This window comes from Streptomyces sp. NPDC050658, from assembly GCF_044457025.1.
GTDB lineage: Bacteria > Actinomycetota > Actinomycetes > Streptomycetales > Streptomycetaceae > Streptomyces.
The window spans coordinates 130,773-146,065 of record NZ_JBITGM010000002.1 but is presented as its reverse complement, the minus strand read 5'-3'; the positions used below and the strand labels follow the sequence as shown (position 1 = coordinate 146,065).

Genomic DNA, 15,293 nt, shown 5'->3' with positions numbered 1-15,293 from the left:
CAACCCCTGTCACGGTCTCTGGGCAACGCTTGACCTCAAGGAAGCTTGAGGTTCTACGTTCCTCTCATGAGCATGGAAACCACAGCCTGGACCCAGCTGCACAGCGTCATGAACGCCGAGCAGGACCGCCGTCCCTTCGCCCGCGCCACGCTGCGCCGCATCGGCGGCTTCGCCCGGCCGCACCGGCGCCGCATCGTGTACTTCGTGCTCCTGAGCATGGTGACCGCACTGCTCGCCGTGGCGACGCCCGTCCTCGCCGGGAACGTGGTGAACACGATCGTCTCCGACGGGGAGTCCTCGCTCGTCGTGCGCTACGCCCTGCTCATCGCGGCGATCGCCGTCGCCGAGGCCGGACTCGGACTGTTCGCCCGCTGGCTGTCGGCGAATCTGGGGGAGGGGCTCATCCTCGACCTGCGGACCGCCGTCTTCGACCACGTACAGCGCATGCCCGTCGCCTTCTTCACCCGCACCCGCACCGGCGCGCTCGTCAGCCGGCTCAACAACGACGTGATCGGCGCGCAGCGCGCCTTCAGCAACACCCTCTCCGGAGTGGTCGGCAATGTGGTGACGCTGCTGCTCACCCTCGCCGTGATGCTGACGCTCTCCTGGCAGATCACGCTCCTCGCGCTCGTGCTGCTCCCGGTGTTCGTGGTGCCCGCGCGGCGGATGGGCTCGCGGATGGCGAAGCTCCAACGCGAGGCCGCGCACCACAACGCGGCGATGGGCACCCGGATGACCGAGCGCTTCTCCGCCCCCGGCGCCACGCTGATCAAGCTGTTCGGGCGGCCCGGCGCCGAGTCCGCGGAGTTCGCCGAGCGGGCCCACCGGGTGCGGGACATCGGCGTACGTACGGCGATGGCGCAGTCCGCGTTCATCACCGCGCTCACCCTCGTCTCCGCCCTCGCGCTCGCCCTCGTCTACGGCCTGGGCGGCTACTTCGCCCTGGAGGGCACGCTCGACGCGGGCGCCGTGGTCTCGTTGGCCCTGCTCCTGACCCGGCTGTACGCGCCGCTGACGTCCCTGGCCGGGGCGCGGGTCGAGGTGATGAGCGCGCTCGTCAGCTTCGAGCGGGTCTTCGAGGTGCTCGACCTGAAGCCCCTGATCGACGAGAAGCCGGAGGCCCGCGAGGTCCCCTCGGGGCCGGTGGCCGTCGAGTTCGACGACGTGCGCTTCGGCTACCCGTCCGCCGACAAGGTCTCCCTCGCCTCCCTCGAAGAGGTCGCGTCCCTGGACACCCGGGGCGGCGACGAGGTCCTGCACGGGCTCTCCTTCCGCGCCGAGCCCGGCCAGACCGTCGCGCTCGTCGGCTCGTCCGGCGCCGGCAAGTCGACCATCGCACAACTGCTTCCCCGGCTGTACGACACCGACAGCGGCACCGTCCGGATCGGCGGCGTCGACGTCCGCGACCTCTCGGCGGCGTCCATGCGCCAGACGCTCGGCATGGTCACCCAGGACGGCCACCTCTTCCACGAGTCGGTCCGCGCCAACCTGCTGCTCGCCCGCCCCGAGGCCACCGAGGACGACCTGTGGGACGTCCTGCGCAGGGCCCGCCTGGAAGACCTCGTGCGCTCCCTGCCCGACGGCCTCGACACGGTGGTCGGCGAGCGCGGCTACCGGCTCTCCGGCGGCGAACGCCAGCGCATGACCATCGCCCGGCTGCTGCTCGCCCGGCAGCGGGTCGTCATCCTCGACGAGGCGACGGCCCACCTCGACAACACCTCGGAGGCGGCGGTCCAGGAAGCTCTCGCGGAAGCTCTGGAGGGCCGCACGGCGGTCGTCATCGCGCACCGCCTGTCGACCGTGCGCTCCGCCGACCAGATCCTCGTGGTGGAGGCCGGGCGGATCGTGGAGCGCGGCACGCACGAGGAACTGCTCGCGGTGGACGGGCGGTACGCGGAGCTGTACCGGACGCAGTTCGCGGCGAAGGAGCCGGCGGGGGACGCGTCCGGCGACGGCGGGGTGATGGCCGCCGCGGCCCCGGTGGCCTGAGGTGTCGTCACGGGCGGCCCGCTGCGGCGGGCCGTCATCCGTTCGGGTCAGTGCTGTGGCGGGCGCGGCGCGGCGGGGCGGACAGTCGAACATGACCGAAGCGCCGTACGACCCCCGGACACCGCACCCGACTCCGCACCCGACGCCGCCCGGCGGCGACGACCACGACCGGCCGCCGGGACCGCTCGGCGTCCTCGCGAAGTCCGCCTGGCAGGTCGTGCTGCTCGCCGGGATCGCCTCGCTGGCCCTCGGCGTGCTCGTCCTCGTCTGGCCGGGGGCCTCGCTGTGGGCGGCGGGCGTCCTGTTCGGGCTCTACCTCGTGGTGAGCGGCGTCTTCCAGCTCGTCGCCGCGTTCGGGACGCATGTGGCCGCCGCGATGCGGGTGATGGCGTTCATCAGCGGTGCCCTCTCCGTCCTGCTCGGCCTCTTCTGCTTCCGCGGCGCGATGCAGTCGATCCTGCTGCTCGCCCTGTGGATCGGCATCGGCTGGCTGTTCCGCGGCATCACCCAGACCGTCGCGGCGGCCTCGGACCCCGGCATGCCGGCCCGCGGCTGGCAGGCCTGCCTCGGCGTCATCAGCGCGCTGGCCGGCATCGTCCTGATCGTGTCGCCCTTCGAGTCGGTCGCGGTCCTGACGCTGGTCGGCGGATTGTGGCTGCTCGCGGTCGGCGTGGTCGAGATCATCACGGCGTTCCAGGTCCGGTCCCGCGCAAAGCGGATCCCGCCCGGGGTCTGACGAGTAATATGCATTCCCATTGATCATCTATTACGTGGCCTCGTTGCGTCTCTTGCGACTCCTTGCGTGCCGTTGCGCGGCCACGGATCGGTATCGGGGAGGGCTCGATGGTTGAGGACATGGTCAGGACCTGGGCGGCCGGCTGGGCGGTCTCGCGGCGGACACCGCCGCCCGCCGAGAAGCCCTGGGGGGTGTACATCGAGGTGGACAGCGCGCGTGAGGCCGCGCGCCACGTCCTGCCGGTGGCCGACGAGACGCTGGTCCGGGAGGCCGCCGCATCGGTCACCGTGCCGCGGACCTGGATGAAGATGCCGGTGCTGCCGGAGCGGTTGGAGCCCTGGCTGCCAAGGGGGTGGGCGGTGGCCTGGGGGGAGACGGGGCACCTGATGGCCGTCGACCTGATGGCCACGTCTTTGGTGGCGCCCGACGGCTACACGTCGGTCGTGGAGACGGACGGTGCGGTCCTCGTCGTACGCGTGCTGGACGTGACGGGAGCGCAGGCCGCCCGGGGGCAGATGGCGCTCCTGGGGGAGGCCGCCATCGCGGACCAGGTGGTGACCGAAGAGGCCCATCGGCGGCGCGGTCTGGGGCAGTTCGTGATGTGCGCGCTCGCCGACCAGGCCTTGGCGCGGGGCGCTCACCTGGGTGTTCTCGGGGCGACCGACGCGGGGCGCGCGCTGTACGAGACGCTGGGCTGGAAGAAGCACGCGACGCTGGCGGAGTGCGTGTACCGGGCGGGCGCTCCGGAGTAGTGCCTATACCGGGCGGGCGCCCCGGAGAAGTGCCTATACCGGGCGGGCGCCCGGAATGGCGCCAAGCGCTCATCACGCCATGAGGCGATGAGTTTCAGCCCTGTTTTGCCGTGACCATGCCAAGTTCCCCCTGCCCCTTGCTACGTTCGTGCCGCATCGCACAACAACTGTTGTTTCGCTCCCCTTGGGTGCGAGTTGTGCGCTCAAGGGGGCCATGCCACAGGGGGAACTGATGGCGACTCAAGCCACAGCATGGCGACGGGCCTTGGCCGTCGCAGCGATCGCCGGGATGGCGGGGGGCGTTCTCGCCACCGCGCCGGCCGGGGCAGCACCGTCCGACGAGGCGAGAGACCGCGGCACACTCGTCGAGACGGCACAGACCTATCTCACGGGGGAGAACTCACTGCGCGTCGAGGGCGGCGCGACCGATGCGACCAAGGCCGCCGAGGCGGCCGACGAGCTGAAGGTGGCGGGCACCTTCGCGAAGGTGCGCGACGACCGCATGACCGCCCGCGAGCAGCAGAGGCAGCTCGCGGAACTGACCGGAGTGCGCTTCACGGGGGTGTCGACGCAGGTCGTCCCGCTCGGGAACGTACGCAAGGACAAGAAGGACGAGAACACCGTCCGGCTGAGCGTCGAGGAGCGGACGCGGTACACCTACGCGCAGGCCGACGTGGAGCCGTACAGCTACCGCGCCCGCCACGAGCTGACCTTCAAGGACGTCGACGGGGCCTGGCGGCTCTCCTCCCTGGTCACCAAGGACCCGACCGGGATGAACACGCCCAAGAAGCTGTCGGACGCCCAGCTGCGCACCGCCGTGAAGACCACCGAGAAGCTCAAGGAGGGCCTGCGCAAGACGGCGGAGAAGCGCAAGGCGGCCAGCGAGGCGCGGCTGAGCGGCGCCAAGGGGAGCGGCGGGAACAGCACCAAGGACATCCCCGACGGCCTCGACTACCAGAAGATGGTCGACTGGGCGTTGCGATACGCCCTGGAGGACCGCGACAAGCTGCCGTACACGCCTGACGAGGACGACTGCACCACCTTCGTCTCCTGGGCGCTGCGCACCGGCGGCTGGGCCGAGCAGTCGGGCTTCTACCAGAACGACGACGTCTGGTGGTGGAAGGACTGGTGCGACGGCGAGTGGTACTGCCGCCCGCAGCACAGCTATACCTGGGGCGGGGCGACCAACTTCCAGCGCTACGCGGTCAATGAGTCCAAGCGCGTGAACCTGCTGGGCAACGTGTGGGACGTGCGGATCGCCGACGTCATGCAGTACGACGTCAAGGGTTACGGCGGTGAGGGCGTACCGGACCACACCATGATGGTGACCGCCTTCGACTGGAACGCCGACGGCATGCCGCTGCTGAGCTACCACAGCTCGCCCGGTGGTGAGCAGAAGAACAAGCCGCTGATCGACATCCTCAACTCCGACTCGGCGCAGGGCCAGGCCTTCTGGGCGTACGGCACCTGAGCCAACTCGGCAGTGTGAACCAACTGTGCCGCGGTGTCCGCTACTTGGCGGACACCGCGGCACGCAGCCGTTCCACCGTGGCACTGCCCCCGCACTCCAGGGACACGAGACCGTCACCGTCGCCATCGCCGCTGACGGCGTAGGCACTCCCCGAAGCGACCTCGAAGATCCGCTCCCCTCCCGTCCCCTGACGCTTCGTCGGACGCAGCATCAGGACGAGGTCGTCGGCGTCGGGGATCACCTCGGGGTGCAGGGGGTTGGAGACGGTCAGCGTGCCGGAGGGCGCCGACTGCTCCGAAAGGCTCTCGCGGGCACGCACCCGGAAGCCGTACCCCTGCGTGACACCGTCGTCGACCGGCACCCGCCGGTCGCTGAGCACGCTGACCCGCAACGGCAGATAGCCCTTGTCCCGGTACGTACGCATCTCCTGCCCCGCCTCGCGCACACAGGCCGCGGAGGCGACCGGCGTCTCCTGCCCGCCCCGGAACCCGTCGACGGCGACGGGCACGGCCACCGCCACGGCGGCGACCACCGCGGCACCCGCCACCGCGAACGCGGTACGGCGCCGGCGCAGACTCCGCCGGGCCCGGTCGGTGAACTCGGCCCCCGGAGCGGCGGGCGGCGGCCCGTCCGGCTCGGCCGCGGCGACGAGCAGCCGCCGGATCTCATCGTCCTCAGCCATCGTTACGACCCTCCCCGTCGGACGCGGCGACAAGAAAACCCTGGGTGCGCAGTGCCGCGAGCGCCCGCGCCGTACGGCTCTTGACGGTGCCCGGCGAACAGCCGAGCGCCTCGGCGGTCTCCCGCTCGGAGAGCTGGTGGTAGTAGCGCAGCACGAGCACCGCACGTTGCGCGGGCGGCAGCGTCCGCAGCACCTCGCGCACGGTCACGCGGACCGACACCTGCTCCTCATGGCCGGGCTCGGGCACGTCCGGCACCCACGGGGCGGGAATCTCCTGACTCCATCGCCGCCGCCGGTCCTTGACGAGCAGCCGGACCATCGTCGTGCGCGTATAGGCCTCGGCGGCCTCTTCCCTGCCGATCCGCTGCCAGGCCCGGTAGGTCCGAAGGAGCGCCTCCTGGGCGAGGTCCTCGGCCCGCACGGACGACCCGGTCAACAGCCGGGCGGTCCGCACGATCGACCCGTACCTGGCCCCCATGAACGCACTGAACGCGGCATCCCTGCCGCTCCCGCTGCCCCTGCCGGAGTACATCCTCACCCCTTACCCGTGCCTGCCGCTCGCGGTGCGACGCGTGGGTTCCCACCCTTCTCAGAGACGCTGGGTCCGGGAAAGGTTCCCGGCCGATCGCACCGGCGAAGCCCCATTAGGGTGGAGCCGTCTTGGAACAGCGAGAGAAAGGTGCCGGCGTGGTAGACATGGCAGCCGCGGCGCGGAAGGTCTTCGAGCGTTACGACCTGGACGGTGACGGTCAGTTGACGGCCGAGGAGTACCGGAAGGTCGTCGAGGAGCTCGGTGAGACGGGCATCACCGACGAGGCCGCGCAGGCATTCATCGACACCATGGACACCGACGGTGACCGAAAGGTCTCGTTCGAGGAGTTCCGGGTTTCCATAGGGCTCTGAGCGCCTCCTCCATGAGTCACGGAGAACACATCCGTGCGGCGCCGTGCACGTACCCCTGCGGTACGTGCACGGCGCCTGAACACCGGAGCCCGCTCCTCAGCACCCCTGCCACAGCCGGGTCATCACCCGTACCCCGAACCGCAGCCCCTCCAACGGGACGCGTTCGTCGACGCCGTGGAAGAGGCGGCCGTAGTCCAGGTCGGCCGGGAGCTTCAGGCCCTTGAAGCCGAAGCAGCGGATGCCGAGCTTGGTGAACGCCTTGGCGTCGGTGCCGCCCGGGTTGCAGTACGGGACGGGGTGGCCGTCCGGGTCCTCGGCGCGTACCGCGTCGCACATGGCGTCGACGAGCGGGCCGTCGAACGTCGTCTCCATCGCGATGTCGTGGTTGACCCACTCGCGGGACACCGACGGCAGGAGCAACTCGTCGATGGTGTCGAGGAGTTGCTGTTCGTGGCCGGGGAGGAAGCGGGCGTCGACGCGGGCCGTCGCCTTGCCGGGGATCACGTTCGTCTGGTAACCGGCCGTGAACATCGTCGGGTTCGCGGAGTTGCGGAGCACCACCTGCATGAAGTCCGCGACATGCCCGAGCTTCGCCAGCTCGGCGTCCAGGTCCTCGGCCTCGAAGTCGATCTGCACGCCCTGGAGCTCGGCGGCCTGCTCGAGCAGGGCGCGCACCGGTTCGATCAGGCGGATCGGGAACGTGTGGCGGCCGATGCGCGTGAGGGACTCGGCGAGGTCGGTGACCGCGTTCTCGTCGTTGGGCGACGAGCCGTGGCCTGCCCGGCCCGTCGCCGTCAGCTCCATCCACGCCATGCCCCGCTGCGCGTTCTCGATCGGGTAGAGGCGCCGGGTCCCGTCGAGCGCGTACGAGAAGCCGCCGCCCTCGCCGATCGCCTCGGTGACGCCCTCGAAGAGGTCGGGCCGGTGCTCGACGAGCCAGTGCGCGCCGAACTTGCCGCCCGCCTCCTCGTCCGCGAGGAACGCGAGCACCAGGTCGCGGGACGGCTTGGTGCCCGTCCGTGCGAAGTGGCGGGCGGTGGCCAGCATCACCGCCACCGTGTCCTTCATGTCGATCGCGCCGCGGCCCCACAGGTAGCCGTCGCGGATCTCGCCGGAGAACGGGGGTACCTGCCACTCGGCCGCGTCGGCCGGGACCACGTCGAGATGCCCGTGGACCAGGAGGGCGCCGCGCGTGCGGTCGGCGCCCTCGACGCGGGCCACGACGCTGGCCCGGCCCGGCGCGCTCTCGACGAACTCGGACGTGATGCCGACCTCGGCGAGCCTGGCCTCGACCCAGCGGGCGCAGGCCCGCTCGTCGCTCGTCGGGTTGGAGGTGTCGAAGCGGATCAACTCGGCGCAGAGTCCGACGACTTCGCGCTGGGCGTCCTCGGAAGCAAGGGTGGTCATGCCGCTCCTACGGGGGTGTGCTCGGCGGCGACGGGGCGGGCGTCCTCGTCATCGGCAAGGGTGGTGGTGCCGTACGTCCTGATCCAGCCGAGCAGTCCGAGCACGCAGTACAGGACGAACGCGGTGGCCAGGGAGTTCAGGGCCGGGATGCCGCCGTCGTAGAACTTGCCGACGCAGAAGGCGGCGGCCCAGATGACGAGGGACATCGGGACCCAGGTCGGGGAGGTGGCCGGGAGCGTGCCCGCCTCCCGGGTCTCGTCGAGCGGCCTGCGCATCTTGCGCACCACCCAGTACTCGGCGACGACGATGCCGCCGATGGGCGGGATGGCGACGCCCAGGACCGACAGGAACTCGGTGAAGTGGGTCATGATGCCGACCGCCGAGAGAGCGGTGCCGGCGACGCCGAGGGCGATGGTGACGGCGCCGCGGTGCAGCCGCTTCCTGAAGACGACCTGGAAGAAGTTGACGACGCCGAGCGAGGAGCCGTACAGGTTCCAGTCGTTGATCTTCGCGGTCGACATCAGGACGACGAGGACACCGAAGACACCGGACGTGGAGAGCACGATCTGGGAGACCTCGTTGCTCTTGACCATGTGGCCGAGGAGCACACCGGTCAGTCCCACGATGTACTCGGAGAGGATCATGGAGGACGCCGTCTGCAGGAAGACGTGCGAGCCCTTCTTGTTGTAGCGGGTCATCTCCGGGGCGACGATCGCGCCCGTCATGTAGCCGCCCGCGATGGCGGTCGCGGCGACGGACAGCGGGATGGCCTGACCGGGCGGCGGGGAGCTGATCAGGTCGCCGATGGAGTGGTCGCTGAGCGCGTCGACGACGGACCAGGCGACCATCGCGAAGAAGAGGGGCGTGACGATCTTCGCGAAGATCGCCATGTAGCGGAAGCCGAAGATGACCAGGACCGTGATGGCCAGGCCCGCGACGATGCACCACAGCCACGACGGGCCGCCGATCAGCGACGAGACGCTGTCGCCGAAGATCGTGTTCTGCACGCCGAACCAGCCGACCAGGCTGACCGCGATGACGAAGCTGACGAGCGCCGAGCCGTTGCGCCCGAAGCCGACCCAGCGGGTCAGGAGCGGCGTCGCGAGGCCCTCGCGCATGCCCGCGAAGCCGATCAGGAAGATCACGACTTCGAGGATGACGGCGCCGAGCGTGAAGGCCAGGAAGGCGTCGCCGAAGGTCATGCCGACGCCGATGGTGGCGCCGAGCGTGAACTGGGAGATGGAGCCGGACTGGGCGAGCCACTGCAGCAGCATCGTCCAGAAGCCGAGCCGCTTGTCCTTGGGGACTCTGGACAGCGCGTAGTCGTCGCTGCCCACGCTCTTCTTCGTGGTGGTCATGGCGTCACGACTCCGTAGGTGCGTTGCCGAGGGTCTGCAGGTGGGTGAGCGGGCCGTACCGGCTCACGAGGGCGCCGAACTCCTCGGCGTCGTGGAAGTCGATGCGCCCGCCGCCGTACGCCTTCGCGGCCTCGACGGCGAACCGGGCCGCGGCCGCGATGTCCGTCTCGTGGCTGGCGCCGGTCTGGCAGCCGGGGACCGCGGCGGCCGAGGTGACCGCGAGGCCGACGACCGGGGCGGCGGTCGCCGTGGCCGGCTGCAGGATCGAATTGATGTGGTGTGCACCGTTACCGTACGGGGTGATGTCCTGCGTGGTCACGGGGTACGTGACCAACGGCTCACCCGTGACGACGGCGAGCAGCTCGCCGAGATCCTCGCTGACCCGCAGCACCCACCCCTCCTTGACGGTGGGGGACAGGGCGAGGCCCTTGTGGTTGATGATGCGGTTGCCCTTGGTGGTGTCGATGGAGAGCACGGCCTCCATGTCGGACGTCACCTCGTGGCGGTTCATCGTCGCGATGTCGACCGGCGAGTCCATGAACGGGACCGGGTCGTGCGGCGCGGTCGGCGCGTTGGGGCAGATGTGCGTGGCGACGACCACGTCCCCGTCGAGCACGTCGCCGCGGCGGCGCATGTCGAGGAGTTTGGCGGCGGTCGCGAGCGCGGCGGCGGCGCCGTCCGCGTCGGAGACCAGGCCGGTCATCTCCGGCCGGGCGCCGACCCCGCCGAGGCGGCCGACGACGCCGAGCGTACGGGCCTCGCCACCGCCGCCGCGGCCCTTGCGGCCCGGGATGCGGACGAGGACGAAGTCGGTCGACCCGCGCTCGCCGGTGACGGTGGTGATCTCGGCGCCGGAGCCCGCGGGGCCCGCGACCGAGTCGAGATACGCGACGGCGCGCTTGCCGTCGGCCTCGGGGTCGTCCAGTAGGTCGACGACATCCAGGACGTACTTCAACATGCGGGGCCTTCTCCCTACCGAACCGCGCGGGACCTGCGCGGGACTGCGCCGGACCGCACTGGACTGTGCTGGTGCTGACAGCAGATTCGGGATCGGATAGCGTTGTCGGCAACTGTTTCCCGTTATTTGCAATTCAGGTCTGGATGGTGAGATGGCGTGCCGGAGATCCCGCTCGACCGGAAGACCCCGGCCGGCGCTCTGCAGACCGTCGACCGGGCCCTGCTCGTGCTGCTCGCCTTCGAGCGGACCCGGCCCGACTGGGGTGTGACGGAGGTCGCCGCCGAGTTCGGCTGGGACACGTCGGTCGCGCAGCGGCTGCTGTCGACGCTCGCCGGGCGCGGCTTCCTGGTCTCCGACCCGGCGACGCGGCGCTACCGGATCGGCCCGGCGGTGCTGCGGCTCGGGCGGCTGTGGGAGCGCTCAGGTTCACTGGAGCTGCTGGCAGGGCCCGTGCTGGAGGAGTTGCGGTCGGCGACCGGCGACACGGTCCTGTTCTGCCTGCCGGACAACTTCCACATGCGCTGCGTCGCGGCCGTCGAGGGCGAGGAGGGGCCGCTGCGCTACTACCCGCTGGTCGGCGAGCTGTACCCGGCGCACGCGGGCGCCACCAGCAAGTCGTACTACGCGTTCCTGCCCGACGAGCAGCGTCACCGCCTGTTCCGGGGCCGCCCCATGGCCCGCTTCACGGAGCGCACGGTGACCGAACCGGACGAGCTGGAACGGGAGTTCCTCGCCATCCGCGCCCAGGGCTACGCGTGGACGGTCGGGGAGTACGACGCCGGGATCGGCACCGTCGCCGTGCCCGTCTTCCTCGGCCGCGAGCCCTACGGGAGCCTCAGCCTCGGCGCCGCGAAGGAGCGCTTCCCGGACGGGCCCGACGACCGCCTCGACGTCCTGCGCAAGGCGGCCCGCCGCCTGGAACAGCGCCTGACGCACCCGCCGCAGCGAGCGCGCCGCGCCCGCGCCACCGACTGACAGCACCGACTCACAGCACCGACTGACACCGTCAACTGAACACCACTGGCTGACACCGCCAACTGACATGCACGTAACGCCCATTGATAGGAGCGACCCCGTCGTGAATCTGCTGCTGCTCTCCAACTCCACCCAGCACGGCCGGGGTTACCTGGAGCACGCCCTGGACACCGTCACCGGCTTCCTGCCGGCCAAGGCCCGCCTCGCATTCGTGCCGTACGCGCTCGCCGACCACGACGCCTACACGGCGAAGGTGCGCGGCGCGCTCGAAGAGGCCGGGCTCGAGGTCCACGGAATCCACGAGGGCGGCGACCCGCTGGCCCAACTCAAGTCGGCGGACGCCGTGTTCATCGGCGGCGGCAATTCGTTCCGGCTCCTGAGCGCGCTGTACCGCACGGGCCTGCGGGACGCGGTCACGAAGGCGGTGCGCGCGGGCCTGCCGTACATGGGGGCCAGCGCGGGCACCAACATGGCCGCGCCCACCCTCCGTACGACCAACGACATGCCGATCGTGCAGCCGCCGTCCTTCGAGACGCTCGGTCTGGTCCCGTTCCAGATCAACCCGCACTACCTCGACCCGGACCCGTCCTCCACCCACAAGGGCGAGACCCGCGAGGAGCGCCTCACCGAGTTCCTGGAGGAGAACGACACCCCGGTGCTCGGCCTCCGCGAGGGCTCCTGGCTGCGGGTGGCCGGCGAGCGGGCCTCGGTGGAGGGCGGACGCCCGGCACGGCTCTTCCGCCGCGGGGCCGCGCCGCAGGAACTGGAGGCCGGAACCGACGTGTCCGAACTCCTGCGTACGGAGCCGAAGTTCGACGTCGGGAACTGAGTTACCCATACGCAGTCCCGAGGGCGGGACAAGAACCCTGGCCGGTGGCAGGATGCACCGCAACTTGCGTAGCACACAGCGCTGTTGATCTCGCTCGTGCCCTGGTTCGAGCCTGCCCTGGAGGTCCTGTGTCAGCTCGTCGCTCGAAGTCCGTCCGTTCCCCGGTGGCTGCCATGGCGCTGACGGCAGCCGCCGGCCTGCTCGCGGCCGGCTGCACCAGCACCAAGTCCGACGACAAGGGCGAATCGGGAGTGAAGCTCGTCTCGTCCGGCACGCTCAAGACCTGCACGCACCTGCCCTATCCCCCCTTCCAGTCGAAGCAGGACGGCAAGATCGTCGGCTTCGACGTGGACCTGGTCGACCTGATCGCCAAGGAACTCGGCGTGAAGCAGGAGATCGTCAACACGCCCTTCGAGGGCATCGAGACCGGCCAGGACTTCAACATCCGCAAGTGCGATCTGGCCGCCGCGGGCATGACGATCACCAAGGAACGCGACAAGGTCATGGACTTCTCGGACCCCTACTTCAACGCCACCCAGGCGCTGATCACCAAGAAGGGCGAGCCCTACAAGACCTTCGACGACCTCAAGGGCAAGAAGCTCGGCTACCAGAAGGCCACCACCGGCGGCATCTACGCCAAGAAGGAGAGCAAGGGCCTCGACATCGAGCTCGTCGAGTACGAGGACGTCGGCCTGCTGCTCACCGCCGTCAAGGCGGGCAAGGTCGATGCGGGCATCAACGACAACGGCGTGCTCTTCGAGTACGTCAAGGAGAACCCGGACACCGAGGTGACCGCCGAGTTCGACACCGGCGAGGAGTACGGAATCGGCTTCCGTACGGGCAATGACGCGCTGCGCACCAAGGCCAACAAGGTCCTCAAGGAGGCGCGGGCCGACGGCCGTTACGACAAGATCTACAAGAAGTGGTTCGGCACCACTCCGCAGAGCTGACCTCGCCGGGCAGTCAAACGGCCGACCGACGGCTGACCAGAGGAGTTCTGCGCATATGCCCATGTCCCGACGGCAGCGGGCACGGCTGTTCCGCGGCGTCCAGTACGCCGTGCTGTTCATCGCCGTGGCCGTGTTCGCCCTGGTGGCCGACTGGGGGACACTGCGCCAGGCGTTCTTCGACGTGGAGATCGCCAAGGCGCTGTTCCCCGAGGTGATCACCACCGCACTGGTCAACACCGCCTACTACACCCTGCTCGGCTTCGGCTTCGGCCTGGGGCTCGGCATCGTCCTCGCGCTGATGCGGCTGTCCACGGTGCCTCCGTACCGCTGGATCGCGATCGCCTATATCGAGCTCTTCCGCGGCGTTCCCTCCCTGCTTGTGTTCATCGCGCTCGGCTTCGGTGTGCCGCTGGCCTTCGAGGTCGCGCTCGACATGGACATCACCGTGATGCTGTCGCTCGGCCTGGTCGGCGCCGCCTACATGGCCGAGACGATCCGCGCGGGCATTCTGGCGGTGCCCAAGGGGCAGACGGAGGCGGCCCGTTCGCTTGGCATGTCACCGGGGCGTGCGATGGTGTCGATCGTGCTGCCGCAGGCCTTCCGGATCGTGCTGCCGCCGCTGACCAACGAGCTGATCCTGCTCACCAAGGACTCCTCACTGGTGTATCTGCTCGGCCTCTCGCTCGGCCAGTTCGAGCTGGCCAACTTCGGCCGGGACGCGCTGAACGAGCACAAGAGCCTGACCCCGATCCTGATCGCCGGACTGCTGTATCTCGTCATCACACTCCCGCTCGGCCATCTGGTGCGGCGGCTCGAGGCCCGTACCGCGAAAGCCAGGTGAACACCGTGAAGTTGGACAAGGCACCCGACGCGCCCGCACCGTCGGGCGAGGCGATCGAGGTGCGCGAGCTGCACAAGTCGTTCGGCGATCTGGAGGTGCTCAAAGGCATCGACCTCACGGTCGGGCGCGGTGACGTGGTCTGTGTCATCGGCCCTTCGGGCTCCGGCAAGTCGACCCTGCTGCGCTGCGTCAATCTCCTGGAAGAGCCCACGTCGGGCACGGTGACGGTGGCCGGCACCGAGGTCACCGACCCCGATGTGGACATCGACCGCGTACGCCGCCGGATCGGCATGGTCTTCCAGTCCTTCAACCTCTTCCCGCACCTCACGGCGCTGGAGAACCTGACCATCGCGCAGCGCCGCGTGCTGCGGCGCGGCAAGGAGGAGGCGGAGAGCGTCGCGCGGGCCCACCTCGCGCGGGTGGGCCTCGTCGACAAGGAGCGGTCCTATCCGGCGCAGCTCTCCGGCGGCCAGCAGCAGCGGGTCGCGATCGCACGGGCGCTGTCCATGGACCCCGAGCTGATGCTCTTCGACGAGCCGACCTCCGCGCTCGACCCCGAACTGGTCGGGGACGTACTCGCGGTGATGCGCTCGCTCGCCCAGGAGGGGATGACGATGCTGGTCGTCACCCATGAGATGAGCTTCGCCCGCGAGGTCGCCGACCGGGTGGTCTTCATGGACGACGGAGTGATCGTCGAGGAGGGCACGCCCGAACGCGTGGTGGGCGACCCACAGCACGAACGGACCCGGACGTTCCTGGCCCGCGTACTGGATCCCGCGGCGGCGCAGATGGGCGAGGTCCCGGACACCGGACCGCACGAGAAGCGGGCGGACCGCTGAGCGCGCCTCCAGTGATTCAGGCTGGGGTCGCCCGCCCATGCAGCGTCAGATAGAAGGTGCGAAGGGATTCCTCGTGGTCGGCTTCGAATCGGTTGACCACTTTGCCCAGCGGATTCCACACCCGCCCGTCGGGCATCCGTACGCCGACCGGCTGCCGGAAGTACTCGCGCTGGTCTGCGTCGAGGTCTACCCACTGCGCGCCCGCCCGACGGACCAGCACCTCGCCGCAGTACGCCCCGAGCCCGAACAGTTGCGGACTCACCTCTTCCCGCCCGGCGTCGCTCTTGCGTAATCCGTCGACAATGAAGTCGACGACCCGCAGGCTCGCGACGGAGTAGTCCAGCGGCAGCCGGTTGAGCCGAGTCGCACGCTCGACGAACGCCGCGGCGTGCCGCCGCATCTCGTCGGCTTTCGGCACCTGCTTCTTGCCTTGCCCCATACCTGTGACCACCCTCGATGGACGTCGGAGGCACCACTTCGATCCCTCCCGCCACTTCCTCAGCGGGATGGTCCACAGGAACATCACAGGTTTCACAGGTGCTGGTTCTCACATCATGAAGTTCCCCGGTCCGTACAACCTTCTGGCCTTCTGGGTCGTCGCGC

At 69.8% G+C, this 15,293-nt stretch carries 16 protein-coding genes; 10 read left to right on the top strand and 6 right to left on the bottom strand.

From position 1 onward, the window contains the following. The first annotated feature begins 66 nt into the window (after positions 1-66). From ACIBKX_RS07625 to ACIBKX_RS07610, 4 genes are all read left to right on the top strand, one after another. Complete coding sequence (locus ACIBKX_RS07625) at positions 67-1,989, top strand: ABC transporter ATP-binding protein (RefSeq protein ID WP_363270974.1); 1,923 nt, start codon at positions 67-69, stop codon at positions 1,987-1,989. Positions 1,990-2,080: 91 nt separating this feature from the next. Beyond that, entirely contained in the window at positions 2,081-2,725 is a 645-nt protein-coding gene (locus ACIBKX_RS07620; RefSeq protein WP_363270973.1) for an HdeD family acid-resistance protein, read from the top strand. Positions 2,726-2,832: 107 nt separating this feature from the next. Beyond that, a complete protein-coding gene (locus ACIBKX_RS07615) occupies positions 2,833-3,477 on the top strand; it encodes a GNAT family N-acetyltransferase (RefSeq protein WP_363270972.1) in 645 nt (214 codons plus the stop codon). A gap of 265 nt (positions 3,478-3,742) precedes the next feature. Further along, entirely contained in the window at positions 3,743-4,948 is a 1,206-nt protein-coding gene (locus ACIBKX_RS07610) for an amidase domain-containing protein (protein ID WP_363270971.1), read from the top strand. Between the two features lie 40 nt (positions 4,949-4,988). Here ACIBKX_RS07610 and ACIBKX_RS07605 read toward each other — a convergent pair whose 3' ends face one another. Then, positions 4,989-5,630: a hypothetical protein gene (locus ACIBKX_RS07605; protein WP_363270970.1), complete on the bottom strand. Its 642-nt coding sequence runs from the start codon at positions 5,628-5,630 to the stop codon at positions 4,989-4,991. Beyond that, positions 5,623-6,162, bottom strand: a complete 540-nt coding sequence (locus ACIBKX_RS07600; RefSeq protein WP_363270969.1) for a SigE family RNA polymerase sigma factor — start codon at positions 6,160-6,162, stop codon at positions 5,623-5,625. The genes ACIBKX_RS07605 and ACIBKX_RS07600 overlap by 8 nt, the downstream gene beginning before the upstream one ends. Positions 6,163-6,326: 164 nt before the next feature. Between ACIBKX_RS07600 and ACIBKX_RS07595 the strand changes: the two genes are divergently transcribed. Next, entirely contained in the window at positions 6,327-6,533 is a 207-nt protein-coding gene (locus tag ACIBKX_RS07595) for an EF-hand domain-containing protein (RefSeq protein WP_363271172.1), read from the top strand. Positions 6,534-6,629: 96 nt separating this feature from the next. Here ACIBKX_RS07595 and ACIBKX_RS07590 read toward each other — a convergent pair whose 3' ends face one another. The 3 genes from ACIBKX_RS07590 to ACIBKX_RS07580 are packed head-to-tail and all read right to left on the bottom strand — an operon-like array spanning position 6,630 to position 10,256. Next, positions 6,630-7,940, bottom strand: a complete 1,311-nt coding sequence (locus ACIBKX_RS07590; RefSeq protein WP_363270968.1) for a M20/M25/M40 family metallo-hydrolase — start codon at positions 7,938-7,940, stop codon at positions 6,630-6,632. Then, positions 7,937-9,298 carry a cytosine permease gene (locus ACIBKX_RS07585; protein ID WP_363270967.1) on the bottom strand — a complete coding sequence of 454 codons (1,362 nt, stop codon included), beginning with the start codon at positions 9,296-9,298 and terminating at the stop codon, positions 7,937-7,939. Before ACIBKX_RS07585 ends, ACIBKX_RS07590 begins: the two co-directional genes overlap by 4 nt. 4 nt (positions 9,299-9,302) lie before the next feature. Then, positions 9,303-10,256, bottom strand: a complete 954-nt coding sequence (locus ACIBKX_RS07580) for a DUF1177 domain-containing protein (RefSeq protein WP_363270966.1) — start codon at positions 10,254-10,256, stop codon at positions 9,303-9,305. Between the two features lie 156 nt (positions 10,257-10,412). Here ACIBKX_RS07580 and ACIBKX_RS07575 point away from each other — a divergent pair, with 156 nt between their 5' ends. From ACIBKX_RS07575 to ACIBKX_RS07555, 5 genes are all read left to right on the top strand, one after another. Next, on the top strand, positions 10,413-11,231 hold the full coding sequence (locus ACIBKX_RS07575; protein WP_363270965.1) for an IclR family transcriptional regulator: 819 nt from the start codon (positions 10,413-10,415) through the stop codon (positions 11,229-11,231). Between the two features lie 103 nt (positions 11,232-11,334). Continuing rightward, positions 11,335-12,060 (top strand): dipeptidase PepE, encoded by a 726-nt coding sequence (gene pepE / locus ACIBKX_RS07570; protein WP_363270964.1) that lies wholly within the window; start codon positions 11,335-11,337, stop codon positions 12,058-12,060. A gap of 173 nt (positions 12,061-12,233) precedes the next feature. Beyond that, complete coding sequence (locus ACIBKX_RS07565) at positions 12,234-13,010, top strand: basic amino acid ABC transporter substrate-binding protein (RefSeq protein WP_363270963.1); 777 nt, start codon at positions 12,234-12,236, stop codon at positions 13,008-13,010. A gap of 55 nt (positions 13,011-13,065) precedes the next feature. After that, positions 13,066-13,851, top strand: coding sequence for an amino acid ABC transporter permease (locus ACIBKX_RS07560; RefSeq protein ID WP_363270962.1), 786 nt, complete (start codon positions 13,066-13,068; stop codon positions 13,849-13,851). Between the two features lie 11 nt (positions 13,852-13,862). Beyond that, complete coding sequence (locus tag ACIBKX_RS07555; RefSeq protein WP_363271171.1) at positions 13,863-14,690, top strand: amino acid ABC transporter ATP-binding protein; 828 nt, start codon at positions 13,863-13,865, stop codon at positions 14,688-14,690. A gap of 16 nt (positions 14,691-14,706) precedes the next feature. Here ACIBKX_RS07555 and ACIBKX_RS07550 read toward each other — a convergent pair whose 3' ends face one another. Continuing rightward, complete coding sequence (locus ACIBKX_RS07550) at positions 14,707-15,129, bottom strand: hypothetical protein (protein ID WP_363270961.1); 423 nt, start codon at positions 15,127-15,129, stop codon at positions 14,707-14,709. Between the last annotated feature and the right edge of the window lie 164 nt (positions 15,130-15,293).

Bases quoted from the DNA above. Each gene is read 5' to 3' on its own strand.
- ACIBKX_RS07620 (WP_363270973.1), top strand. From the start codon at position 2,081: ATGACCGAAGCGCCGTACGACCCCCGGACACCGCACCCGACTCCGCAC.
- ACIBKX_RS07625 (WP_363270974.1), top strand. From the start codon at position 67: ATGAGCATGGAAACCACAGCCTGGACCCAGCTGCACAGCGTCATGAAC.
- ACIBKX_RS07615 (WP_363270972.1), top strand. From the start codon at position 2,833: ATGGTTGAGGACATGGTCAGGACCTGGGCGGCCGGCTGGGCGGTCTCG.
- ACIBKX_RS07580 (WP_363270966.1), bottom strand. From the start codon at position 10,256: ATGTTGAAGTACGTCCTGGATGTCGTCGACCTACTGGACGACCCCGAG.
- ACIBKX_RS07550 (WP_363270961.1), bottom strand. From the start codon at position 15,129: ATGGGGCAAGGCAAGAAGCAGGTGCCGAAAGCCGACGAGATGCGGCGG.
- ACIBKX_RS07605 (WP_363270970.1), bottom strand. From the start codon at position 5,630: ATGGCTGAGGACGATGAGATCCGGCGGCTGCTCGTCGCCGCGGCCGAG.
- ACIBKX_RS07595 (WP_363271172.1), top strand. From the start codon at position 6,327: ATGGCAGCCGCGGCGCGGAAGGTCTTCGAGCGTTACGACCTGGACGGT.
- ACIBKX_RS07590 (WP_363270968.1), bottom strand. From the start codon at position 7,940: ATGACCACCCTTGCTTCCGAGGACGCCCAGCGCGAAGTCGTCGGACTC.
- ACIBKX_RS07560 (WP_363270962.1), top strand. From the start codon at position 13,066: ATGCCCATGTCCCGACGGCAGCGGGCACGGCTGTTCCGCGGCGTCCAG.
- ACIBKX_RS07585 (WP_363270967.1), bottom strand. From the start codon at position 9,298: ATGACCACCACGAAGAAGAGCGTGGGCAGCGACGACTACGCGCTGTCC.
- ACIBKX_RS07565 (WP_363270963.1), top strand. From the start codon at position 12,234: ATGGCGCTGACGGCAGCCGCCGGCCTGCTCGCGGCCGGCTGCACCAGC.
- ACIBKX_RS07600 (WP_363270969.1), bottom strand. From the start codon at position 6,162: ATGTACTCCGGCAGGGGCAGCGGGAGCGGCAGGGATGCCGCGTTCAGT.